The organism is Streptomyces sp. NPDC001530 (assembly GCF_042894545.1).
Taxonomy (GTDB): Bacteria; Actinomycetota; Actinomycetes; order Streptomycetales; family Streptomycetaceae; genus Streptomyces.
Map to the genome: position 1 here is coordinate 589,890 of NZ_JBIAVS010000001.1, position 22,093 is coordinate 611,982.

17 protein-coding genes and 2 pseudogenes are annotated in these 22,093 nt (G+C 67.7%); 6 read left to right on the forward strand and 13 right to left on the reverse strand.

Annotated elements, in window-relative coordinates:
* Positions 1-11 precede the first annotated feature (11 nt).
* A complete protein-coding gene (locus tag ACFY0T_RS02635; RefSeq protein ID WP_388864087.1) occupies positions 12-809 on the reverse strand; it encodes a response regulator in 798 nt (265 codons plus the stop codon).
* Between the two features lie 97 nt (positions 810-906).
* Between ACFY0T_RS02635 and ACFY0T_RS02640 the strand changes: the two genes are divergently transcribed.
* Positions 907-3,675 (forward strand): AAA family ATPase, encoded by a 2,769-nt coding sequence (locus ACFY0T_RS02640; RefSeq protein ID WP_388864089.1) that lies wholly within the window; start codon positions 907-909, stop codon positions 3,673-3,675.
* Here ACFY0T_RS02640 and ACFY0T_RS02645 read toward each other — a convergent pair.
* The 7 genes from ACFY0T_RS02645 to ACFY0T_RS02675 all read right to left on the reverse strand — a co-directional run bounded on the left by ACFY0T_RS02645 (position 3,672) and on the right by ACFY0T_RS02675 (position 10,702).
* Positions 3,672-4,178 carry an SRPBCC family protein gene (locus ACFY0T_RS02645; RefSeq protein ID WP_388864091.1) on the reverse strand — a complete coding sequence of 169 codons (507 nt, stop codon included), beginning with the start codon at positions 4,176-4,178 and terminating at the stop codon, positions 3,672-3,674. The two genes, ACFY0T_RS02640 and ACFY0T_RS02645, sit on opposite strands and share 4 nt — an antisense overlap.
* 110 nt (positions 4,179-4,288) lie before the next feature.
* On the reverse strand, positions 4,289-5,296 hold the full coding sequence (locus tag ACFY0T_RS02650; protein ID WP_388864093.1) for an aldo/keto reductase: 1,008 nt from the start codon (positions 5,294-5,296) through the stop codon (positions 4,289-4,291).
* Positions 5,297-5,371: 75 nt separating this feature from the next.
* Positions 5,372-6,289 (reverse strand): SDR family NAD(P)-dependent oxidoreductase, encoded by a 918-nt coding sequence (locus tag ACFY0T_RS02655; protein WP_388864095.1) that lies wholly within the window; start codon positions 6,287-6,289, stop codon positions 5,372-5,374.
* Positions 6,286-8,277, reverse strand: coding sequence for an ATP-dependent zinc metalloprotease FtsH (gene ftsH, locus ACFY0T_RS02660; protein WP_388864097.1), 1,992 nt, complete (start codon positions 8,275-8,277; stop codon positions 6,286-6,288). The genes ACFY0T_RS02655 and ftsH overlap by 4 nt, the downstream gene beginning before the upstream one ends.
* A 98-nt stretch (positions 8,278-8,375) precedes the next feature.
* Entirely contained in the window at positions 8,376-9,305 is a 930-nt protein-coding gene (locus ACFY0T_RS02665) for an SAM-dependent methyltransferase (RefSeq protein ID WP_388864099.1), read from the reverse strand.
* Positions 9,289-9,996, reverse strand: a complete 708-nt coding sequence (locus tag ACFY0T_RS02670) for a TetR/AcrR family transcriptional regulator (RefSeq protein WP_388864101.1) — start codon at positions 9,994-9,996, stop codon at positions 9,289-9,291. Before ACFY0T_RS02670 ends, ACFY0T_RS02665 begins: the two co-directional genes overlap by 17 nt.
* 28 nt (positions 9,997-10,024) lie before the next feature.
* The gene (locus ACFY0T_RS02675; RefSeq protein ID WP_388864103.1) at positions 10,025-10,702 is read right to left on the reverse strand and encodes a hemerythrin domain-containing protein; all 678 of its coding nucleotides are present in this window, start codon (positions 10,700-10,702) and stop codon (positions 10,025-10,027) included.
* 221 nt (positions 10,703-10,923) lie between these two features.
* On the opposite strand from ACFY0T_RS02675, the gene ACFY0T_RS02680 reads away from it, so the two are divergent.
* Complete coding sequence (locus tag ACFY0T_RS02680) at positions 10,924-11,358, forward strand: nitroreductase family deazaflavin-dependent oxidoreductase (RefSeq protein WP_388864105.1); 435 nt, start codon at positions 10,924-10,926, stop codon at positions 11,356-11,358.
* A 448-nt stretch (positions 11,359-11,806) separates the two neighbouring features.
* On the forward strand, positions 11,807-12,541 hold the full coding sequence (locus ACFY0T_RS02685) for a PrsW family glutamic-type intramembrane protease (RefSeq protein WP_388864107.1): 735 nt from the start codon (positions 11,807-11,809) through the stop codon (positions 12,539-12,541).
* Between the two features lie 45 nt (positions 12,542-12,586).
* Here the strand turns inward: ACFY0T_RS02685 and ACFY0T_RS02690 are convergent, their stop codons facing one another.
* The 3 genes and pseudogenes from ACFY0T_RS02690 to ACFY0T_RS02700 all read right to left on the reverse strand — a co-directional run.
* Positions 12,587-13,072 (reverse strand): MEKHLA domain-containing protein, encoded by a 486-nt coding sequence (locus tag ACFY0T_RS02690; RefSeq protein ID WP_388864109.1) that lies wholly within the window; start codon positions 13,070-13,072, stop codon positions 12,587-12,589.
* Positions 13,065-13,298 (reverse strand): annotated as a pseudogene (locus tag ACFY0T_RS02695) (ketol-acid reductoisomerase); the annotation flags it as partial. The gene ACFY0T_RS02690 and the pseudogene ACFY0T_RS02695, both read right to left, overlap by 8 nt.
* Before the next feature lie 66 nt (positions 13,299-13,364).
* Positions 13,365-13,880: pseudogene (locus ACFY0T_RS02700) on the reverse strand (FAD-binding oxidoreductase); the annotation flags it as partial.
* 331 nt (positions 13,881-14,211) lie between these two features.
* Here ACFY0T_RS02700 and ACFY0T_RS02705 point away from each other — a divergent pair.
* Complete coding sequence (locus ACFY0T_RS02705; protein ID WP_388864111.1) at positions 14,212-14,649, forward strand: cupin domain-containing protein; 438 nt, start codon at positions 14,212-14,214, stop codon at positions 14,647-14,649.
* Positions 14,650-14,806: 157 nt separating this feature from the next.
* Here the strand turns inward: ACFY0T_RS02705 and ACFY0T_RS02710 are convergent, their stop codons facing one another.
* Positions 14,807-15,319 (reverse strand): hypothetical protein, encoded by a 513-nt coding sequence (locus ACFY0T_RS02710; RefSeq protein ID WP_388864113.1) that lies wholly within the window; start codon positions 15,317-15,319, stop codon positions 14,807-14,809.
* A gap of 253 nt (positions 15,320-15,572) precedes the next feature.
* On the opposite strand from ACFY0T_RS02710, the gene ACFY0T_RS02715 reads away from it, so the two are divergent.
* Entirely contained in the window at positions 15,573-18,368 is a 2,796-nt protein-coding gene (locus ACFY0T_RS02715; protein WP_388864115.1) for a helix-turn-helix transcriptional regulator, read from the forward strand.
* Between the two features lie 5 nt (positions 18,369-18,373).
* Here ACFY0T_RS02715 and ACFY0T_RS02720 read toward each other — a convergent pair whose 3' ends face one another.
* A complete protein-coding gene (locus tag ACFY0T_RS02720; protein WP_388864117.1) occupies positions 18,374-18,757 on the reverse strand; it encodes an SsgA family sporulation/cell division regulator in 384 nt (127 codons plus the stop codon).
* A gap of 413 nt (positions 18,758-19,170) precedes the next feature.
* Here ACFY0T_RS02720 and ACFY0T_RS02725 point away from each other — a divergent pair, with 413 nt between their 5' ends.
* Positions 19,171-22,029 (forward strand): LuxR C-terminal-related transcriptional regulator, encoded by a 2,859-nt coding sequence (locus ACFY0T_RS02725; protein ID WP_388864119.1) that lies wholly within the window; start codon positions 19,171-19,173, stop codon positions 22,027-22,029.
* Positions 22,030-22,093 lie beyond the last annotated feature (64 nt).

Genomic DNA, 22,093 nt, shown 5'->3' on the forward strand with positions numbered 1-22,093 from the left:
CGAGCGTGAGATCACGCCTCTGCTTGCAGATAGGCCAGGACCGCCAGGACCCTGCGGTGCTGATCCGTGTCGGTATGCTGCAGTCCCAGCTTGGTGAAGATTCCCGTGACGTGGCGCTCGACGGCCGGGACGGTGATGAACAGGCCTGCGGCGATGCCCGTGTTGGAGCGGCCTTCCGCCATGAGGACGAGAACCTCTCGTTCCCGGGGCGTCAACTCCTCCAGGGGACCGCTGACGCGCCCGCGCCGCACGAGGCAGGAGACGACGTCGGGGTCGAGGACGGAGCCTCCTGCCGCCACCGTACGCACCGCGTCGACGAACAGCTCAGGGTTGGCGATCTTCTCCTTGAGCATGTACCCCACACCCGATGCACCGGCCTCCAACAGATCGAACGCGAAGTCCGCCTCGAGGTTCTGCGACAGCACGACGACGGCGATCTCCGGGTTCGACCGCCTGAGCTCCAGAGCTGCCCACATGCCGTCGCGCCCGTTTCCGGCAGGCATCTGGATGTCGGTGACCACGACGTCGGGCTGGTGGGCACGGGCCTGGCCGAGCAGTCCGTCCGCCGTCGCGGCTGCCCCCATCACGGCGAATCCCCCACGCTCGAGGACACGTACGAGCCCTTCACGGACCAGGGCGTGGTCGTCGGCCACCACGACGCGGGCCGATGGTGCGGCGGCCGGCGTGGTGCCGGCCGCCGCACCATCGGTAAAGGCGGCCGTCATCGGACCGCCCCTGCGGTGAAACACCGGCTTCGTAGCAGTGTTGGCGCTCATCGTTCCTCCCGCGTCGGCGTCCTCGTCGCTCATCTTCGCGAGGACGCGGAGGCTGGGTATGAGTCGTTTGACTCGATGCCACATCCCGAGTGAGTTGTCGGCCCGGTCGCCGCTCGGAGATACTTCATGGGTGACCTCGTCTGATCCCGGTTCCGAAGCGTTGTTCGGACGACTTCAGGAACTGGAGTTCTTGCGGCGCTTCACCAGCGAGGTCAGGGTCACTGGCGGCGCACTGCTGCTGTCCGGGGACCCCGGCGTGGGAAAGACGACGCTGCTGGACGCCGCGGTCGATTCCGCGCGGGCGTCGGGAATGACGGTCCTGCGTGTGGTCGGTGCGGAGTTCGAGGCGGAGGTCGGCTTCGCCGGACTCAGCCAGGCGCTGTTCCCGTTGCTCGACGACTTCGAGCAGCTCAGTGCCGTCCACGCGGACGCGCTGCGGGTGGCCTTGGGCTTCGGGGCCGGGCCCCCACCGGATCGTCTCTTGGTGTCCAACGCCGTGGCCCTGCTGCTGCGCCGCGTGGCCGCCCGCGCCCCGCTTCTGTTGATCGTCGACGACCTGCCCTGGGTCGACCGGGCCAGTGCGGGCGTACTGAGCTTCGTATCGCGGCGGCTCATCGGGAGCAGAGCGGGGCTCCTCGCCGCGTCCCGGACCGGTCAGACCGGTTATTTCGATCGCTCCGGGCTCCCGGAGTACCAGGTACAGGCCCTGGATGACGAGGCGGCCCACCGGCTGCTGACCGCTCGTTTCCCGGACCTCGATCCGCAGGTGAGGGCCCGCGTGCTGAGCACGGCGCAGGGCAACCCGCTTGCACTGCTGGAGCTGCCGCAGACGCTGAGCGGCCCGCAGCGTGCCGCGACGGAGCCGCTGCCGCAGGTGCTGCCGCTCGGACAGCGCCTGCAGCGGCTGTTCGCGTCGCGGGTCGCGTCGCTCCCGCCCCCGACCAGGACGCTCCTGCTTACGGTGGCGCTGGAAGGCACGGGCGAGCTCGGGGTGCTGCATGCGGCGGCCAGTGCCGGCTACCGGCTTGACGACCTCGCGGCCGCCGAGCGCAATCAGCTGGTGCGGGTCGAGGAGGACGCGCGCAGGGTCACGTTCCGGCACCCGCTCATCCGGTCCGCCGTGGTCGAGATGTCGACGTCGAGCGAACGCCGGCAGGTGCACCGGGCGCTGGCCGAGGCCTTCGTCGACCTTCCCGAGCGCGGGGCGTGGCACCTGGGCGAGGCATCGGTCGCGCCGGACGAACAGGTGGCGGCCCTGCTGGAAGAGGCCGCACACCACGTTCTGCCGCGCGGCGACTATCAGACGGTGGTGTCCATGCTCAGCCGCGCCGCCGACCTGAGTCCCGACCCGGCCGAACGCGGTCGCCGCCTGGCCGAGGCGGCCTACATCGGTGCGGAGGGGATGGGCGAGGTCAAGAGCGTCGCGGAACTGCTCGACGAGACGCGGCAAGCGGGTCGGCAGGCCAGCGCATCCCTGCATTACGCGTCGGCGGCCGCGTTCGTGATGCTCGACGGCGACGGACATGTCGACACCGCGCACCATTTGCTGGCCGGCGCCATCGAAGGCAGCGCACGCCGTGACGACGCCGGCGACCCGGCGCTCGTCAACGCGCTCATGACGCTCCTGCTCATCTGCTTCTTCGGTGGACGCGCCGATCTGTGGGAGCCGTTTCACAGAGCACTCGCCCGACTCTCCCCGAAGCCGCCCCCGCTGCTCGCGCTGCCCACCGACCTGTGCGCGGACCCGGCACGCACGGGGGCGGCCGCGCTGCCCCGCCTGACTGCCGCGCTCGCCACCGTGCACGAGGCCGATCCGGAAAGCGCGCAGACCCTCGCGGCGTGCACGATGTACGCCGACCGCCTTGCGGAGGTGCGCGAGCCGTTGTGGCGGATGGTCCTGGAGGGGCGTGAGGGCGGACCGGCGAGACGGCACCTCGTCGCGCTCATGGATCTGTGTGTCGACGACTTCCACCGAGGCGAGTGGGAGGAGGCGGCCGAGCTCGCCGCCGAGGGACTGGCGCTCTGCGAGGAGCGTGCGGGCAGGTTCTTCCGCTGGTACTTCGACTACCACCAGGCCTTGCTGGCCGCTGTCCAGGGCCGGTTCGAGACCAGCCGGGCGCTGGCCGAGCAGTTGATCGGCTGGGCCGGTCCACGAGGGCTGGGCCTGACGCAGGTGTACGCGCGTCACGCACTCGTCCTGGCGGGCCTCGGCCAGGGCGACTTCGAGGCGGCGTACCTGCACGCCACGGCGATCAGTCCGGCCGGCACCCTGGCGTCGCACGTGCCGCACGCGCTGTGGGTGGCGATCGACCTCGTGGAGGCCGCCGTGCGCACCGGCCGACTGGCCGAGGCGGAGCTGCACGTGCGGGCGATGCGGGAGGCGAACGTCTCGGCACTTTCGCCGCGGCTGGCCGTCCTGGAAGCGGGGTCGGCGGCCCTCGTAGCCGACGACGACCGGGCGCCGGCGCTCTTCGAAGCGGCACTGAGTCTGCCCACCGTCGATCAATGGCCGTTCGACACCGCGCGGATACGCCTGGCCTACGGTGAGCGTCTGCGCCGGGCCAGGGCCGCCACCGAGGCCAGAGTTCATCTGCAGACGGCCCTGGCCGCTTTCCAGAAGCTCGGCGCCGGGCCCTGGGTCACGCGCGCGGAGCGGGAGTTGCGGGCTGCGGGACAAGCCACCAGGACCCCGGCGCACGCTCGGGGAGTGGACGCCCTGACCCCGCAGGAACTGCAGATCGCCCGCCTCGCGGCCTCCGGGATGACGAACAAGGAGATCGCCGAGCGGCTGTATCTGTCGCCCCGGACGGTGGGCGGGCACCTGTACAGAATCTTCCCGAAGCTGGGGATCACGAAGCGTGCGGCCCTCCGGGACTCCATCGGCACCGACGGCCCCTAGGACCGCTCGGCGGCTTCCTTGAGATCGGTGATCCACCGGTCGATCGCGTCCTGCACCGCTCCCCCGTCCAGCTCCCTCAGTGCGATGGCCGCGGGCCCACGCGCCGCGAAGCCCACGAGGACATGGGTTCCCTCAGGTGCGGCGGTGAGCACCCACTCCTGGTAGATGCCGATGTCGATGCCGTAGCCGGACCACACGAGGCGGCTGCCGCCGACCGACTCGCTCACTCGCGCCCGGGTCCGAAGGCCGGCGAGTTCGAAGGTGAACTCGCTGTCCGGCTCCAGGCGGTCCTGCCCCGTCTCGGGAAGATGTGCGTGCAGGATCCCCGGGAAGGCCCGATCCCACCGGCCGGTGGTGACCAGCTGCTCGAAGACGGCCTCGGGCGGGGCGTGGATGACGGCGCCGCTGTGCGCCCACAGGTCGGAGAACTCCGGGGAGAAGCCGGTCAGCCAGCGCAGGCGGTGTCGGTCGTCCGGCTCGTCGGTGCCGGTGGGATCGGGCATGGGGGTTCCTTCCCGAATGCTCCTGCCGCGAGGGGGGTCCATGAACTCCGCACCGCCTGTCGTCAGGCGCGCGGTATCAGGTACGGCAGGAGCCGCCGAGGCGCCGGGGGTCAGTGTTCGCTGTCGAGGGTGGCCATCATCGGGGCCGCGTACCGTTCGCCGGCCGCGGCCCCGGCCGGCACCGCCGCCTCGATCTCCTTCAACGCCTCCGCGTCCAGCGTCAGGGACGCTGCCCCCAGCGACTCGGCGAGCCGCTCCCGGCGACGCGCCCCGACCAGCGGAACGATGTCCTCGCCCTGGGCCGCCACCCACGCGATCGCCACCTGGCTCGTCGTCGCCTCCAGCCGCTTCGCCACGCTGCCCAGCGCCTCCACCAGCCGCAGATTCGCCTGCAGGTTCTCTCCCTGGAACCGCGGGGAATGGGCCCGGAAATCACCGCCGTTCAGCGCACGCGAAGCCGACCAGTGCCCGCTGAGGAGACCCCGTGACAGCACGCCATACGCCGTCAGCCCGATGCCCAGCTCCCGCAGCGTCGGAATGATCGACTCCTCCGGACCGCGCGACAGCAACGAGTACTCGATCTGCAGATCACTGATCGGCGCCACTGCCGCCGCCCGCCGGATCGTGTGCGCCCCCAGCTCCGACAGCCCGATGTGCCGGATGTACCCCGCCTGCCGCATCTCCTCCAGCGCCCCCACCGTCTCCTCCACCGGGATGCCGGGGTTCAACCGTGCCGGCCGGTAGATGTCGATGTAGTCCGTCTCCAACCGCCGCAGCGAGTACGCCAGACGATCCTTCACCGCCTCCGGCGACACGTCGTACGGCACCGCCTGGAACGCGCCGTCGGGACTCCGCCGGGAACCGAACTTCACGCTCAGCACCACATCCTCGCGACGCCGCTCCCGCAACGCCCGGGCGATCAGCATCTCGTTCGCACCCGACCCGTAGAAGTCACCGGTGTCGATGAGATTCACGCCCGCGTCGATAGCGGCGTGCAGGGTCGCCACGCTCTCCGCGTCATCGGCGGGACCATAGAGGTCCGACATCCCCATCGCCCCCAGGCCGATCACGGAAACCTCCGGACCGGTCACACCCAACCTGCGCCGACTCACAGACATCACTACTCTCCCATTTCCGACGGTTGTTGCAGCAGTTGACATACGTTGCGCGCGGCGGCCACGGGCCGGCGTCGTTCACAGGCGGCCGAGCAGGCCGGTGACGCCCATGCGGTGGGCCAGGCGCAGGCGGAGTTCCTCGGCGGCGCCGTTGATGATCTCCGCACCGTAGTCGGAACCGTCGGCGACGGTCCGTCGCGGCCGCTGTCCCGCGGGCAGTCCCACGACGCGGGCGATCTCGTCGGCGACTATCTGGGGGTCGGCGGAGACGCCGTTGACCATCAGCCGCTCGGTGTCCTCGCCCATCGAGGCCAGGAAGGGGGCGATCTTGTCATAGGCGGCCGTGCGCTCGGTGTCGGCGGGGAAGGCCGCGTTGGCGAAGTGCGCGGTGCCGCGGGTGAAGACGCCGGGCATCAGGATCGTCGTCTCGATGCCGTAGGCGGCGACGTCCCAGGCGGTCGACTCGGCGAATGCGTCGAAGGCGGCCTTGGCAGCGCTGTACGGGGCGAGGAAGGGCGGAATGGCGCGCGTGGTGCCCGAGCCGACCCACAGCAACAGGCCCGACTCCTGACGCCGCATCACGGGCAGGACGGCTCGGTTGACCCGGAGGGCTCCAACGGCGTTGACGTCGAAGGCCCGCAGCACCTCCGCCGGACTGAACGCCTCGGTCACACCGACCAGCAGGTGGGCGGCATTGTGCACGACGACATCGAGGCCGCCGGTTTCCCGCACCACGTGATCGACGGCGTCGGAGGCGGACTGCTCGGACAGGACGTCGAGTTCCACCACCGACAGGACACCGGGCGCGTCCTTCGTCTGAGCGAGGAGCGCCTGCGCCTTTTCCGCGTTACGTCCCTCGGGATCGCGCATCGAGGCGAAGACCCGGTGGCCCGCCCGGGCGAGCGAGAGGGACGACAGCGCTCCCATACCGGTACCCGCGCCGGTTACCAGGACAGTGCTCGTGATGGTGGTCCTGTCCGTGCTCGCAGTGGTCATGAATCTTCCTCCTTGAGTGTGGCGGTCAACTGCCGGGAGTGGGGCGACGTGTGAGAGCTGCTCGACGACGGGATGCCGGCGATCCGGTAGGCGTCCGTCTCTTCCAGCGTCTCGTTCGCCAGCAGGGCCTGCGCGAGTGCGTCCAACCGGCCCCGGTGGTCGCGGAGTTTGCGGCAGGCCTCGTCGTAGCACTCGTCGACGATGCGGCGCATCTCGCCGTCGATCACGTCCAGGGTCTGCGGGGCCGCCGCGAGGCCGTAGGCCTGCTGGGCGTCGTTCGGGAGGGCGGAGAGGCGGCCGACGCGTGCGCTCATGCCCCAGCGGGCGACCATCCCGCGCGCGATGGTAGTGACCTGTTCCAGGTCGTTCTCCGCGCCGGTCGTGATCACGCCGTAGACGACCTGTTCCGCCGCCATGCCGCCGAGTGCGCCGATGATGCGGCCGCGCAGGTACTCCTCGGTGTACGCGTACTTGTCCGCGTCCGGCGTGGAGAGGGTGACGCCGAGCGCCCTTCCGCGCGGGACGATGGTGATCTTGCGGACGGGGTCGGCACCTGGCTGCAGCATGCCCAGCAGGGCGTGGCCGCTCTCGTGGTAAGCGGTCCTGCGCCGCTCCGACTCGGGCATCACCAGCGGGCGCTCGGCCCCCAGTTGGACCTTCTCCAGCGCCTCCGAGAGGTCGGTCTGCGTCACCCTCACCTGCTTGCGCTTGACCGCGAGGAGGGCCGCCTCGTTGGCCAGGTTGGCCAGTTCGGCGCCGGTCATGCCCCGGGTCGTCCGGGCGACCTGGGCCAGGTCCACCTCGGGGGCGAGCGGGATCTGGCGGGTGTGGATCTCCAGAATCGCCTCCCGGCCACCCCGGTCCGGCGGCGCGACGTTGACCACCCGGTCGAAGCGGCCGGGGCGGGTCAGGGCCGGGTCCAGGACGTCGGCACGGTTGGTCGCGGCGATGACGATGACCCCCTCGGAGCCGGAGAAGCCGTCCATCTCCGTGAGGATCTGGTTCAGCGTCTGCTCGCGCTCGTCGTGGCCGCCCATGCCGGAACCACCGCCGCGCGCCCGCCCGATGGTGTCGATCTCGTCGATGAAGATGATCGACGGGGCCACCTTGCGCGCCTCGGCGAACAGTTCACGCACGCGTGAGGCGCCCACGCCCACGATCATCTCGATGAACTCGGACGCGGACGCCGAGAAGAAGGGGACACCCGCCTCCCCCGCGACCGCCCGCGCGAGCAGCGTCTTTCCGGTGCCCGGCGGACCCGCGAGCAGCACACCGCGGGGCATCCTGGCGCCCATCTTCCGGTAGGCGTCCGGGTTCTTGAGGAAGTCGACGACGTCGTTGAGCTCGCCCTCGACCTCGTCGATGCCGGCCACGTCCGCGAACGTCGTGCGCTGCGAGCCGGGCTCCAGTTCGACCGGCTTGGGCGGGGGCTTGCGTCCGAGCATGCCGCCCGCGCCGCCCATCCCCGCGCTCATCCGCCGCGCGATGAACACCCACACCGCGATCAGTAAGAGCGTTGGCGCCAGCGACACCAGAAGCGTCTCCGCCAGGCCCGGCCCCTGCGCGACCGGTTCGGCGGTGACCGTAACCTTGTTCTTGGTGATCTGTGCCCAGAGATCCTCGTCGTCGGCGAACGCCGGCTTGTAGGTCTTGAAGTGGGTGTACGTCTCCCGCTCGCCGCCTACGGGCACATGACTCGGCTTCTTCAGCGTGCCCTGGATCTGAAAACCTTGAGAGTAGACGTCCCGTATGTTCCCCGCCTCCAGTTGCTCAGTGAAGACGGTGTAGTCGATCGACGTCGTGCCATCGCCTCGAACATTGTTGTAGAGCAAGCCGAACGCGAGGTACACCAGCAGAAAGACCAGAAGTTGTACGAGACAGCCGCCCCACGCGCGCCGTCCGTCCGGCGACGGAGCCGACCCGGCCGGAACGCCTTCGGTACGCCATGACGTCTTCGGGTCATGACGCGGCGGAACGGGGGCAGTCATCTGGTTCGTCTCCTCGAAGAAACACATGTGCCGTGACTGATTGGTCAGCGGCAAGTCACCACGAGATCCCATGCTGTCGGGTGCGCGGTTCGGAGACATCACACAAGTGAGTGATAAGCGCAGTCGGTCGTTCGGCGTCCCATTACCCAACGGGCATGCGAGATGGCGTCGTTCACCCCCGGCTTCGGGCCCCGGCCGTACTGCTCGGTGTACCGGTACACCGATTCGCTGGAGACCGACCAGCCCGCCGCACCGAGGTCGCGCGCGGAATCGGGACGCGCGTCCGGGCTGAACAAGCCGCTGAGATGGACGCCCATCTTGGCTTCGGTGTCGTCGTAGATCGAGCTGTTGCGAACCTTCTCGGTCTCCTGGTCCTGGAGGATTTCGTAGGCGATGCGGCTGCCGACCGCCGACAGGTCGATCACCGTGGCGATCAGGCGTCGTTCCGTCTCCGCGGGCAGATACGGCAGGACTCCCTCGATCACCCACGCGGTGGGCCGGTGCCTGTCGAATCCGCGCGCGGTGAGTGCGTCGGCCCAGTTCCCTTCCAGGTCCACGACCACGAAACGGTGTGCGACAGGCGCGATGGCGACAGCCCCCAGACTGGACAGCACCTCGCGTTTGAAGGAGAAGACGTCCGGCCGGTCGACTTCGTAGACGACCGTCCCCGGCTGCCACGTCGACCGCAGGGCCCGGGTGTCCAGGCCGGCACCGAGCAGCACCACTTGTCGGATGCCGTCGTCGTGGTTCGCGGAGGTCAGGAAGTCGTCGAACACCCTCGTACGCAGGGCGAAGTACTGTCCCCCACGCCCCCAGACCGGGTCGTTGTCGCCGCCCTCGACGTCCTCGATACGCGTGGGCAGCCCGACCGGGGTGTCAGCCGACCGCACAAAGGACTCGGCGAACGGGTCGGCGACGAGACCCTGCGGATGATGGGTCTCGACGGCACGCGCAGCGGCCACCAGCAGCGCCGTCAGTCCGACGCCTCCGGCGAAGCGGGATGCCCCCTCGTTACTGGCCAATGTCACTCGCCCCAACTGATCTCGAACCGCCCTCGTGGACGGTCTGTCTCGTACTGTCACTGTCTTGCGCGCACACCACCGGCCCAGGCTCCAGTGCCTGGTCGGTATGCGTGCGTATGCCGTCCAGGAAGACGGCGAGAGCGCGGTCGCGCTGCGCGTCCGTCAAGAAGGGCGACACCGCGACGGACACGACGGTGCACAGGAACTCGTCGACATTCAGATCGCGACGGACGGCACCCGCCCGCCGGACTTCCTCGAGCAGGTGGCCGACGACTTGACACAGTGCCTGTCGGCACGGTGACAGGCACACTGACTCCGGGCTGAACACCTCACGCAGCGCCACGTGCTCAGCAACGGCGGAGGTGAACTGCCCAAGCCACGCCGCCAGCGCCTCCCACGGCTGCCCGGCACACGCATCGCCTGGCGTACGGCACAGGGCGTTGACCACCTCGAGCACGTCGTCGACGTAGACGCTCTCGATGAGGCTGCCGCGGGTCGGAAAGTGGCGGTACAGCGTCGCGATGCCCACGCCCGCGCGCCGTGCCACGGCCTTGAGCGAGGTATGGACACCGTTTTCGTCGAACTCCTCTCGCGCTGCCGCGATGAGGGCGTCGTAGTTCCTGGCGGCGTCGAGTCGCCGATGGCGCTGCAGCACGACATCCTGCGGCGCCACGCGCACGGGGACACCAAGGGTCACGGTGCGTCCTCCGGGACAGGCGCCATGGTCAGGCCGCCGCCTGGACCGGCCCGTAGACCCGTCGGGCATGGCGGACGTAGGCCTTCGGGCCGACGACAGGCATGATCATCCGGGGAACCAGAGGTGCCGTCGACAACATCAGCTTGACGACGTCGGGGTCGGCGAGCGAGGCGAGCATGCCGAAGACGATCGGGAGCTTGCTCTTGGGGAGGGCGTTGATCGCATGGTCCCCGAGTTCGTGCCACTCCTTGGCCGTCACGTACTCCGGGACGAGGGGAAGGACGTCCTTCTCCTCGATGCCAAGGTGCTCGGTGAGCAGTGCGCCCAGGCGATCCAGGGAGTCGGCGAGTTCTTCGCCGGATTCCTTCGAGGGCTGTACGCGCCAGACTGCCAGCCGCCCCGACGACTCGGAGAGCAGCGTCGCGATCTCCTCGTGCTGGCTCTCCAGCATGGCGACCGCGGCGCCGAGGCGATCGCCCGCCCGCTCGAGGAGCTTGGGCCACAGAAGGTCGTCCTCCCCCTTGTGGTGCAGGTGCAGGAAGTCCTCGATCAGCTTTGCGTGATCGGCAACGACCTCGGCCCGCTTGACGTCCCCCGGCGCGACCTCCCTCACCAACGCAGGCAAACGGCTGTAGCACTGCCGGAAGGCTTCGTGAACCACGAGCATGTCTCGGACATCGGCGCGGTCGGTGGTTGTGTGGGGCATGACCAACTACTTTCTGACGGGGTGAGGGAGGGATTGTCGGCAGTCGTGACTCTGGACAAGGAAAACAGTCACTTCGGTCACTGACTCCGTTCGCACCAGAGAGTAACTCACCTTGACAACAACTAAGTGCCGCAAGATTCCTGACTGCTCCGGTAACGTGACGGCACATGACAGAGCAAACTCAACCTGAACAGCCCACGGCTGACATGGACCTCAGTGTCATGCCCGATGAGGTGTGGATCCATGACCAGGCAAGACTCGTCGGCAAGGCCGCTGAGACGGGTACGACCGAGGCCATCGCCGTCGAGTACGACGGCACACTGGCCCAACTGGTGGTACTGACGACCCGCGGGGCCAAGACGGGGCGGACACGGCAGACGCCGGTCATTCGCGTCGAACACGAAGGCCGCTACGCGGCGGTCGCGTCCAAGGGAGGCGCCCCCACCAACCCGGCCTGGTATCACAACCTCGTCGCCAGTCCCGACGTGGAGGTCTGGGACGGCACGGTGAGGAAGCCGTACCGGGCTCGGGAGGTCCATGGCGCCGAGCGGCAGGAGTGGTGGGACAGGGCGGTGAAGGCCTGGCCGTCGTACGACGACTACAGGTCCAAGACCGATCGAGTGATACCTGTGTTCCTGCTGGAGCCGGCGAGCTAGGCACGCCACGCACATGCGGCCAGGCACGTAGGTGTACCTGTTACGTCCATCCACAGGTCGATCAGCGGCGCCTATGCTCTGGAACCGGCGGTGTGACGCAGTTCCTCCCGGTCACGCCGCACAGCCGCTTGGGATTCAGGCTCTGTAGTGTGGGGGCGTCTATGCACAGGCCGTACGCTCAAGCGGGTACCTGACTGGCGGGTGTGGGAAGGGAAGTAGCGCTCACACCTGCCAGTCTCTGATGTCGGCTGCGGACCAGCCACCCTGACATGAATGTGCGATGTCATCCCTCCGCCCATCGAGGCAGCATCGCCTGAGTCGTCGTTATACCGGGGAGGAATCCGTGGCCGTGTCGCTTGTGCAAGATCCCACCCGACCTGGTGAGGGCAGGCTGGTCCGAGTCGGCCGCCGCTGGGGATGGGTCGTTGTCCTGCTCATAGGACTGTTGTTGTTCTGGCTCATCCACACGGCGCTGTTGTCCACGCGGAATCCCAACCTGCTGCCCGCCCTGATATTTTTCGGCGCCGCCCTGATGCCCGCGGCGTTCGTCGTGTTCGTCGCCGGTCGGCCGCTCGACTTCGGCGTCGGAATGGGCGTCGTATCGGCCACGGCACTGGCCGGCGGCGCGATCGGCGTGACCACGGCCGGAGTTCTGGAGTATCGGACACTGCTCCTTCTGGACGTCATCCCGATGCTTGCCGTGGGCGTCATCGAAGAAGCCGCGAAACTCATCGTTCCGGCGCTCCTGTTGATCGTGATCCGTGACCGGCATCCCGGCGACGGGGTGCTGATCGGGGTGGCGTCCGGTGGGGGGTTCGCGGTGTTCGAAACCATGGGCTACGCCTTCGTCGAACTCATCAATTCCGACGGCGATCTGGCCATGGTGGACCACTTGCTGGTGGTCCGGGGTCTGCTGAGCCCGGCCGCCCATATGGCGTGGACCGGGCTTACCGCTGCTGCTCTGTGGTCGGCGGCGGCACAGAACTGGCGTGGCCGCGCGGTCATGACATCGGCGCTTCTCTACGCCGTCGCTGTCGGGCTCCACACTGCGTGGGACAGCTTCGACAGTGACACGTCGTACATCATTCTCGCAGTGATCAGCCTGTCCGTGCTGATCTTCACGACACGCCGGCTGGCCCACCCACGCGGCGCCCAGAAGCACAAGGCAGCAGCAGCGTATTGAAACGCGCGCAGGGTGCCGCCCCCGACTCCTCGGCGGCGGCACCCGTCAGCACGGTCGGACAGCCTCAGGCCCGTCGGACCATGAGCGGAAGACGGCTGCCTGGCCGTGCTTGAGTCCGTCCGCGTCGACCAAATCCCACATGCAGACGTCCTCGATCCAGAAGAGACTCCCGTCCTTGCGAATCCTTCGTCCTCGGTAACCGTGCGCATACCCCTGCCGGTTCACCGCGGCGACGAAAGCGTGCCGGTCCTGCTGAGCGTCGTCCGCCGCGGACAGGCGGGACGGAAGGGCCGTGAACTCCTCCCAGGTGTAGCCGAAGCACTTCTGCGCCGTGAGGTTGGCGTAGATGAAGCGCGGGTCGTCCGACACATCGTGTGCCAGCAATCCGAAAGGCGCTTCGTCGTAGAGCCATACGGCTGCGTCGGACTCCGTCGACCATGCCCGCGGGCACAACTCAGTGCCCACCAGGCGCAGGTGACTGTCGAGGAGCAGCGAGGCGAAATCCGCAATGAGGGCCGGCCGGTCAGGCATCGACGGCCTCGACCCAGCTCATGAGCTTGCGCAGCTTCTTGCCGGTGGTCTCCAGCAGGGACTCGGCGTCCTGCTTCTTGTACTCGTTGTACTTCTTCAGACCGGAGTGGTACTCCTCCATCCAGTTACGGGCGAACGTGCCGTCCTGGATCTCGGCGAGGACCTTCTTCATCTCGGCCTTGGTGGCGTCGGTGATGATGCGCGGGCCGGTGACGTAGTCGCCGAAATGGCCCTTACCTCCCAGCAACGCGCGGAAAAATTCTGGTTCATGACGGGAAGTCACCTCGCGCAGAGTGCCGTCGGCGGTGACGACCTCGATCCAGCGGACGTGATCGGCGGCGTATCCCAGCTTGCGGCCGAGGAGGGGGCTCAGTCCGCCGCCCAGGGTGTATCCGACGACGCCCACGTTCGGTGCGGAACCCACGATCGGCGCGAGACCGACCTTGTCCGTTTCCTCGAGTACCTCGCTCCAGGTCACTCCGGCGCCCACGCGGACCGTACGGTGCTCGGTGTCGACGGCTATCTCGTGCAGGCGGTTGGTGGTGATCAGCATCGCGTCGTCACCTACCGGGAGGACGACCTGGTGGCCCCGGTTCCGGACCGCGATGGGCATGCCGCGGTCGGCTGCGAATCTCACGAGCACGTCGTCCGTACAGGAGGCGCCGACGGCGACCGCTGGGGTCGGTGTCCTCAACAGGTTGAAGGCACGGCATTCATCGAGGTACGAGGTGTCGCCGGGCACCATTACCAGGCCCCTGACCGTCGCGCGCAGTGCCGCAACGCCTTCGGGAAGGGGTGTCTTGACCATTGACTTTCACCACAACTCACTAGAGGGGGCTACCGCGAAGCGCCGGCGCGTATGTGGCCGAGATGACATCGTTATCAGGATGGGTTGACTCGGCAGGTCGGCTTCCGGGGATGACACTAAGGGATGTCTTGAGCGCCGAGCGGCGATCAAGAGTTAGCTGTACGCATCAGGTACACCTAACTGAGTTTGGGACCCACTCACCCCTGGACTGGCTGTAATGTGTCGTCCGCGAATCAACCGGCGCGGTCGCTCCTGTGATGTCAGCTGATGTCAACATTCACACCACTATCGCGCGGAAACGGCAAGCAAGCCCCTCGTGAAAGACGACTTGATGCGCAAGAACTTAGTTCGTACAGGACTTACCGCAGCAGTGGTCCTCGGCCTCTCCCTGGCCGCCTCTCCAGCGTTCGCCACACCGCCGGGACCCGGGGTGACGGGAACCATCATTTCCCAGACCACCATCGGGTCCAAGGACTACATACTTCGGCAGGTCACGGTGCCGCCGGGCCAGAGCACGGGCTGGCACTACCACGACGGCGTCCTCTTCGGCTTCGTGGAGAAAGGCACCCTGAGCCACTTCGATTCCACGTGCCAGTCGGACGGCGTCTACAAGGCGGGCAGCACGCTGACCGAACCCTCCGGGCCCAATCACGTGCACATCGGCCGTAATCTCGGCGATGTCCCCCTGGTCCTCGACGTCCTCTACGTCCTGCCTCACGGAGCACCGCTGTCGGAAGACGCCCCGAATCCGGGCTGCGACTTCCAGTAAGGCCGGCCTCGGCAGCCGAGCCAGGCCCTCAGTTCAGCCTGAGGGCCGTTCGGCTGCGGGACACGTCAGATCTTCGGGACATGTCACAGGGATGACATCACTCTCGTATGCAGCCGCGGCCTTCTCGGCGCGCTCACTGCCGGCCCGGATCCTGGTCCTATGCGACGCCGGTGTAGAACACGGAGTGGCCCTGCTTGATACGACTAGCGCTGCTCTTGGCGACAAGTCCTTCCAGGGTCGTCCGTACGACAGTCGTCTTGATGGTGCGGTCGGGGTGGGCCTCGCTCAGCGCTGCCGCAACCTCAACCGCGGAACAAGGTTCTGTCTGCTTGGCCAGGTACTCCCGGATGAGGCCCACCAGCGTGGGCTTGTTCTGCTTCTTCCCCGTCGCGGCGGCACCGCCGCCCGCGCCCGAGCCACGTTCCGAAGCCGCGGTCCGTCGCGTACCGGACGACGTGGGAACTTGCTGGAACGGGATGCCGTTCTCCAGCGCATGCTGCATCGTCACCAGGACGGCATGGTCATGCTGCAGGGTGAGCAAGCGCGCCTTCAGTTCTTCGATCTGGGCACCCACCTGATCCTGTTCTTGAGTATTCCGTTCAATATCAGTCTTCAGCTGGGCACTGTAATGTGTCAGTAGGTCCGTACTGCTCACTTTGGGTTCAGGCATGCCGCTGACCCTCCTTGGATCGGCTCCGAAGGCTCGTACTGATGCTTGCCGTAGTGGCTGCTGAGGGGCGTGTACTCAGGCACTGGTACAGATACTACGCCTCTGTGACTTTGACCAGCTGCCAGCTGTGCCATGCTGTCAGCACCCACCTGCTGACACCTTGACCGTCGGCGCCCTGTCTGTGCCCTACGGAAAGGGTGGACGTAACACGGTCCCCCTGAGGCCTTTCACATGGTCGAGTAGCCTGTCTCGCATGGACAGCTTCAACCCGCTTGGCCCATCCTTGCGTACGTCGATGGCCGGACCGGGCGAGCTGGTGTTCGGCCGCGAGGAGGAACTGGCAACAGTCCACGACTTCGTCACGAAAGCGAGTCGCGACGGTTCCGTTCTGCTGCTGTTCGGAGAGGCCGGCGTAGGCAAGACCGTCCTCCTGGACGCCGCGGTCGCCCACGCGTCCGCCACGGGAGCCCAGGTCGTCCGGGCCACAGGTGTGCAGTTCGAGGCCGACGTCACTTATGCAGTCCTCAACCAGCTTCTGCTTCCTTTGTCGTCCGGATTCGAGGAGCTGAGCGAGGCCCAGCACCAGGCGCTGTTGGTCGCGCTCGGCCTGACCAACGGACCGGCCCCCGCACGAATGGTGATCTCCAACGCATGTCTCGACCTCCTGCGTCGCCAGGCCGAGAAGCGTCCCCTGGTGCTCGTCGTCGACGACCTTCCCTGGATCGACCGTCCGAGTGCGGCCGTCCTCGGTTTCGTCGCACGGCGTCTGGCGGGGAGCAGGATCGGCCTCATCACGGCGTCCAGGACGGGTGAGGGGAACCTGCTGGAGCGCAGCGGGCTGCCCGAGTTCGAGGTGAAGCCGATCGACGACGCCGCTGCGGAGAAACTGATCCAGAGCACGTTTCCTTCGATGGCGCCCCGGGTTCGGCAGCGTGTCGTGTCGGAGGCCAGAGGGAATCCGCTGGCTCTGCTCGAACTGCCGGACGCGCTCAAGGTCACCCAGCTGTCCGCCGTGGAAGCGCTGCCCGACGTACTGCCCCTGAGGGGACGCATCGAGACGCTCTTCGCGTCGCGCATCTCGCGGCTTCCTGCGGCGACGCGAGAAACGCTTCTGACCATGGCCCTCGAGGGCAGCGGCGACCTGCGCGTACTCCACATGGCCGCGGGCGGCGACGCGGCTTTGGACACCTTGGCGCCGGCGGAGAGCGCCAATCTCGTCGAAGTGAACCTGACCGCACGTCATATCGCCTTTCGTCACCCGCTCGTGCGGTCGGCGGTGGTGGAGTCGTCGACGAACGTCGAGCGGCGACGGGTCCACCGCACCCTTGCCGACCTGTTCGTCTACGACCCCGAGCGCCGTGCGTGGCATCTGGCCGAGGCCTCGGTCGAGCCCGACGAGGAGGTCGCGGCCCTGCTGGAGGAGGCGGCACACCGCAAGCTGCACCGCGGGGACGCCACTGGTGCGATCGCTTCCCTGACACGTGCGGCTCATCTCAGCCCGCGCGCCGCCGACCGCGGTCAGCGACTGGCGGAGGCGGCCTACCTGGGGGCCGACATCACCGGCGAACTAGGCAGCGCCTCACACCTGTTGGCCGAAGCGCGCAAGCTCGACCCGCAACGCGGCTCCCTCCACGCGGCAGCCGCCGCCGCATACGTGCTGATCAACGGTGACGGCGTCATCGATACCGCGCACCGGCTGCTGGTGGGCGCGATCGAGAACGGAACACACGGCTACGACGCCACCAACAACGAGCTGATCGAGGCGCTGCACACCCTGCTCCTCATCTGCTGGTACGCCGGCCGGGAAGAGTTCTGGCCCCCACTCTTCGAAGCAATCGAACGGCTGGTCCCCGAGCCGCCCGAAACGCTTCTACTGATGAGCAGGACCTTCCCCGACACCGCCCGCACGACGCCCGACGTCCGACGACGGCTCGTCGCGCTGATCGACCGCCAGGACACGGAGTTCGAGCCCAACAGCATCATCCGGGTCAACACCTCGGCCCTCTACTTGGATCTACTGGGCAGCTGCCGGGCCAGTGCCTGGCGCGTCGTGGAAAACGGCCGGGCCGGCGGCAGTGTCCGCAGCAGCCTCAGTTGTCTCGTGCACCTGTTCTGGGACGATTTCGCCACCGGACGGTGGGATGAGGGCCGGCGCCTGGCCGACGAGGGCCTCGCGATAGCCGAAGCCCACGGCTACGGCTTCGTCGTCTGGTACTTCTACTTCCACCAGGCGCTCCTCGCCGCGGTCCGCGGCGACGACGCCGCCACCCAGCGCTGGGCCAACGAAGTCACGCGAGTCACCACCCTTCGCCGTGCCTACGGGGCCGCCCGCTTCGCCCACCACCCCAGAACGCTCGCCGCCATCGGACGGGGAGACTTCGAAGCCGCCTACCACCACGCATGTGACCTCAGCCCCGCTGGCCGGCTGGCCCCCTACACACCCCACGCGCTGTGGGTCGCCCTGGACCTCGTCGAAGCAGCCATGCGCACCAACCGGCGCGCAGAGGCCGAAGCACACGTACAGGCCATGTGCGACGCCTCCCTGCCCGAGATCTCGCCCCGACTCGCACTGCTCACCCAGGCGGCCAGGGCACTGGTGGCTCCGGATCAGGAAGCATTGAGACTGTACGCCGAAGCCCTTTCCGCCCCCGGCGCTGAGGACTGGCCCTTCGACTACGGCCGGGTTCAGCTTCTCTACGGCGAGCGACTGCGCCGCGCCCGCGCCAGGACCGAGGCTCGTTCGCAGCTCAACGCGGCACTGAACATCTTCCAGCGTCTTGGTGCGGTCCCGTGGGCGAACCGCGCGGGCGCGGAGCTCAGGGCCGCCGGTCACAACCGACCGGACGCCACGGCTGCCAGTACGGGGGCGGCAGGTCTCACCGCTCAGGAGTTGGAGATCGCCATGCTGGCCGCGGAGGGGCTGACGAACAAGCAGATCGGTGAGCGTCTTTTCCTGTCCCCGCGCACGGTGGGGACCCACCTTTACCGCATCTTCCCCAAATTGGGCATCACATCCCGCATGGCTCTCCGAGACGCCCTTTCGCGGTGAGAAGCTCATTCCATTACTTGGGTCAACTCGTCCCAGTCCACGCATCCCATTTCCTGGCCCATGGGGACCAGACGGTAGGAGCCGATAAGCCACTCGGTGACCGGCTCGGCGGCCACCTCGAAGAACGCGGTGTGGGGGACGTGCCCCACCTCGATCCACAGCGACACCTGCCCATCGGCACGTTCCTCGGGCCACACCGCGACGTCACCCCCACCAGCCCTGGCCATGATGCCCTCGGTCAGCAGTTCGCGTGAGAAGACCCACCGGACCGGCTGGTTCCCCTCCGCGTCGAAGATCAGGGTAACGGCGTAGGGATCCCTGTTGGTGTACGAGAATTCGATGGATATCGGCACCGGCAGCCGCCGCGCGACCCAGTGCGTAGCGTTCACGGCGAGGTGGCACCTATTCATTTCATTACCTCCCACAATTTCCGCTCCATCGCTCTTTACTCGAGCGATCGCAGCACCTGAGGCCGTGAATTCCGGGGTCATGAGCGCAACCAACCGGTACGTGCACCCATCATGCTCGTACCGTCCTTGGGTTCCCATACGTCACGTGACTGTCGTAGGAGCTCCGCCCCGTCCCCGATCCGCGGTACAGCCAGTTTGGCGACCGGGAGCCCGCGTAGCTGTAGTGCGGCCACGACGGCGGCTTTGGGGGAAATCCATCGGGGGTTGGGGTTGTCCCGACGTGCCCCATGGGGAGCGCCCGGCACCTCTCTCAGGAAGCCTCGACAGCCATCCCCAACCCTCCTCGCCACGATGGATGGGGGCGCAGCGTAGAGCACATCGGAGGGATTGCCTTGAGTCAGGCGATTGACATGCCGTTGACGGTGTCCGATGCCGTCGGCGAGGCGACCTCGGCTCTGATGCACGGACGCAAGACGGAGCACGAGCAGATTTCCCAGTGGGTACGTCGTCTCGTTCACCGAAGCGGCAGCGGCGTGCTGTGGATCGAGGGCCCGGCCGGCATCGGCAAGTCCCGCATGCTGAGTTGTGCCGCGGAGGAAGCCTCTCTGGCCGGAGCGCGGGTACTCAAGGGCGCGGGTGTCCCCAGCGGTGACATGACTCCCCTGGCTCCGTTCCTGGACGCCCTCATGAGCGGGGCGGAACCGAACGTCGCCCAGAGCCTGTGTGACCGAACGCGAGATCGGGGCAACGAGTACTGGCTGCTGCGGAGCGTGAAGGACCGCTTGCGGGTGCTCACCCGCGACAAGCCGCTCGTCCTGCTCCTGGACGATGTGCAGAATTGCGACGGCCTCACCCTCCTGGCGTTGCGCACGCTCACGGAGCGACTTGCGGGCGAGCCCCTGTTGTGGGTTCTCGCGTCGCGGCCCCACACAGACGTGGCGGCGGTGGAGACACTGCGACGGGACCTCCTGGCCGGGAACGCGGCCCACTTGGAACTGACACCGCTGGATACGACCGCCGTGGCGAAGATGGCGCTGGACGTTCTGGGCCCGTACACCGCGTCCGCCGCCGCCCCGTACCTGCGCTACACCGACGGCCTTCCCGGAGCCGTGCATGACGTGTGCGAACGCCTCAAGAGGAGTCCATCCTTCACAGCTGACACGTTGTCCGGAGGTGAAGGGGAGCACGCTGTCATGCGCCCCGTGATCGTCCGTCGCGTCGACCAACTGACAGAGGAGGGGCGGGAGCTGTCGCTGATCTCCGCGCTGCTCGGAAAGAGCTTCACCGTCCGTCACTTGGCCGACGTGTTGGACCGTCCTGAGTCCGCGCTGCTGAGGCCGCTGCGAGAGGTGCTGACCGCCCGACTCCTCCGGTCGGACCGTGACCGCCTCTCCTTTACGCACGCGCTGGTGCGGGAGGCGGTCGCTGCCATGCTCCCCCGGCCCATGCGGCAGTCGGTCCGCAGGCGCTCCGTCGACCTCCAGCTCGCAGCCGGGGTCTCCGCCGTGACGGTTGCTTCAGAGCTCGGGGAGGTCGCCGAACCCGGCGATATCCGGGCTGTGCAGGTCCTGCGGACTGCCGCACACGAACTCGCCCCGGCCTCACCGGGCGCTGCTGCCGCCCTCCTCAAGCGTGCCGTGGAGTTGACGCAAGAGGCGTCTCCGCTGCGGCAGCGTCTGTCGACCGATCTCATGCCCCTCCTCTGGCAGGCGGGCGACATCGGTGGCGCGTACGACTTGGCGCGCAGTGTCCTACAAGCGCCTCCCGACTCCGTCACACACGCTCGGGCATGCCTGCACCTCGCCCGGCTCAACAGCCAGTTCCGGACGTCCCACCCGGACGCACACTTCCGACACGTCTACCGTCGCCCCGACGTTCCGGCCGCCGTCAAGAACCAGCTTCTCTCGGTGAACCTGCTCAACCAGTCGGTCACGGGGGACTTCGGGTGGGTCGGCAGCGGCACGGCCGACTCGTTGAAGGGGACGCGCGGCGCCCATCCGGTCAGTGAGGTGACGCACCGTACCTTGCGGTCGATTGCTTCTTGTCATCGACAGAACTGGGCCGACGCGCTCAAGCACTCCGACGCCGCGGCGGTCGCCATCATGGATCTGGACCCGGTCCGTGCGGCAGCTCTCCCGGAAGTGGCTCTGTCGACCAACTGGCGTGCCTCGCTGTTGAGCTTGGCCGGAGACGGCAAGTCGGCCATCGACCTTGTCGACAGCGGTCTGGGTGAAGCGGAACTGCGTGGACGAGAGGCTCTCCTTCCGTTGTGGCGAACGACCCGTGCTCGCCTCCTGCTGGACTCCGGACGTCTCGCCGAGGCCAAGGACGAACTTTCCGCAGTCCGAGCTCTCATCTCCGCATACCCATTCCCGTACATGGGCGAGGCCGCAGTGCTCCATACCCTGGCGCGGGCGGCTTTCTACACCGGTGACGACACGGGTATGAGCTTGTGCGCGTCTGCTGCCGAGGAACATCTGACCAGCGACGACCCGCAGATTCGACGTGGCGGCGCGTGGACGACGGCCCTCTCGGCCATGTATGGGGGGCAAGAAGAGCTCACCCCACGTCAGTTGCGGGAGGCGCTGGACTTCGTACGCCGCGGTTCCGTCCACATGACCTGTCTGGATCCAGCGGATCTGCTCATCCTGGTCCGTGCCGCACTGGATTCCGGCCTTCGGGACGTCGCTTCCTCCATGGTGGCGTTCGCCGAACGCAGAGCGCGACACAATCAACCGTTCGCTGTTCTCCAGGCGACGGCTCTGCACGCGCGAGGGCTGCTCGAAGCGGCCCCCAAGACGCTGATGGGCGCGGCCGAGCGCTATGGGACGGCGCGGCCGCTGCTCAGGGCGTCCGCCGTTGAAGACGCCGGCCGTCTGGTGGCCGGGGCCGAGGACGCGTCGGCTCGCGCGCACTTCGAGCAGGCACTGGACATCTACGAGGCGTGCGGAGCCCACCGAGAGAGCCGACGCGCGCGAAGCCGGCTGCGAAGGCTCGGCATCAAGCCCGCGGCGGCGAGCAGCGCGTCCGATGCCGGGTGGCGTGGGCTGACACCGTCGGAGCTGGGTGTCGTACGGCTGGTGGCTCACGGAGCGACCAACCGCGAAGCGGCCGAACGTCTGTTCCTCTCACCGCACACGATCAACACGCATGTGCGCCATGCGTTCGAGAAGCTCGGTATTCGATCGCGCGTGCAGCTGGCGCGCCTCTACCTGCAGGAAGTCGACCAAGCAGTCGAGGTGTCGCACTGATTCCCCAGCCGGCGATGTGGGGTTAGCCCCACAACCGCACTGTGGGAGACAAGCGAGGCACTTT

Excerpts from the sequence above, each read along its gene's own strand:
- ACFY0T_RS02690 (WP_388864109.1), bottom strand. The coding sequence starts at position 13,072 with ATGCCTGACCGGCCGGCCCTCATTGCGGATTTCGCCTCGCTGCTCCTC.
- ACFY0T_RS02710 (WP_388864113.1), bottom strand. The coding sequence starts at position 15,319 with ATGCCTGAACCCAAAGTGAGCAGTACGGACCTACTGACACATTACAGT.
- ACFY0T_RS02715 (WP_388864115.1), top strand. The coding sequence starts at position 15,573 with ATGGACAGCTTCAACCCGCTTGGCCCATCCTTGCGTACGTCGATGGCC.
- ACFY0T_RS02655 (WP_388864095.1), bottom strand. The coding sequence starts at position 6,289 with ATGACCACTGCGAGCACGGACAGGACCACCATCACGAGCACTGTCCTG.
- ftsH (WP_388864097.1), bottom strand. The coding sequence starts at position 8,277 with ATGACTGCCCCCGTTCCGCCGCGTCATGACCCGAAGACGTCATGGCGT.
- ACFY0T_RS02680 (WP_388864105.1), top strand. The coding sequence starts at position 10,924 with ATGCCCGATGAGGTGTGGATCCATGACCAGGCAAGACTCGTCGGCAAG.
- ACFY0T_RS02635 (WP_388864087.1), bottom strand. The coding sequence starts at position 809 with ATGAGCGACGAGGACGCCGACGCGGGAGGAACGATGAGCGCCAACACT.
- ACFY0T_RS02650 (WP_388864093.1), bottom strand. The coding sequence starts at position 5,296 with ATGTCTGTGAGTCGGCGCAGGTTGGGTGTGACCGGTCCGGAGGTTTCC.
- ACFY0T_RS02645 (WP_388864091.1), bottom strand. The coding sequence starts at position 4,178 with ATGCCCGATCCCACCGGCACCGACGAGCCGGACGACCGACACCGCCTG.
- ACFY0T_RS02675 (WP_388864103.1), bottom strand. The coding sequence starts at position 10,702 with ATGCCCCACACAACCACCGACCGCGCCGATGTCCGAGACATGCTCGTG.
- ACFY0T_RS02705 (WP_388864111.1), top strand. The coding sequence starts at position 14,212 with ATGCGCAAGAACTTAGTTCGTACAGGACTTACCGCAGCAGTGGTCCTC.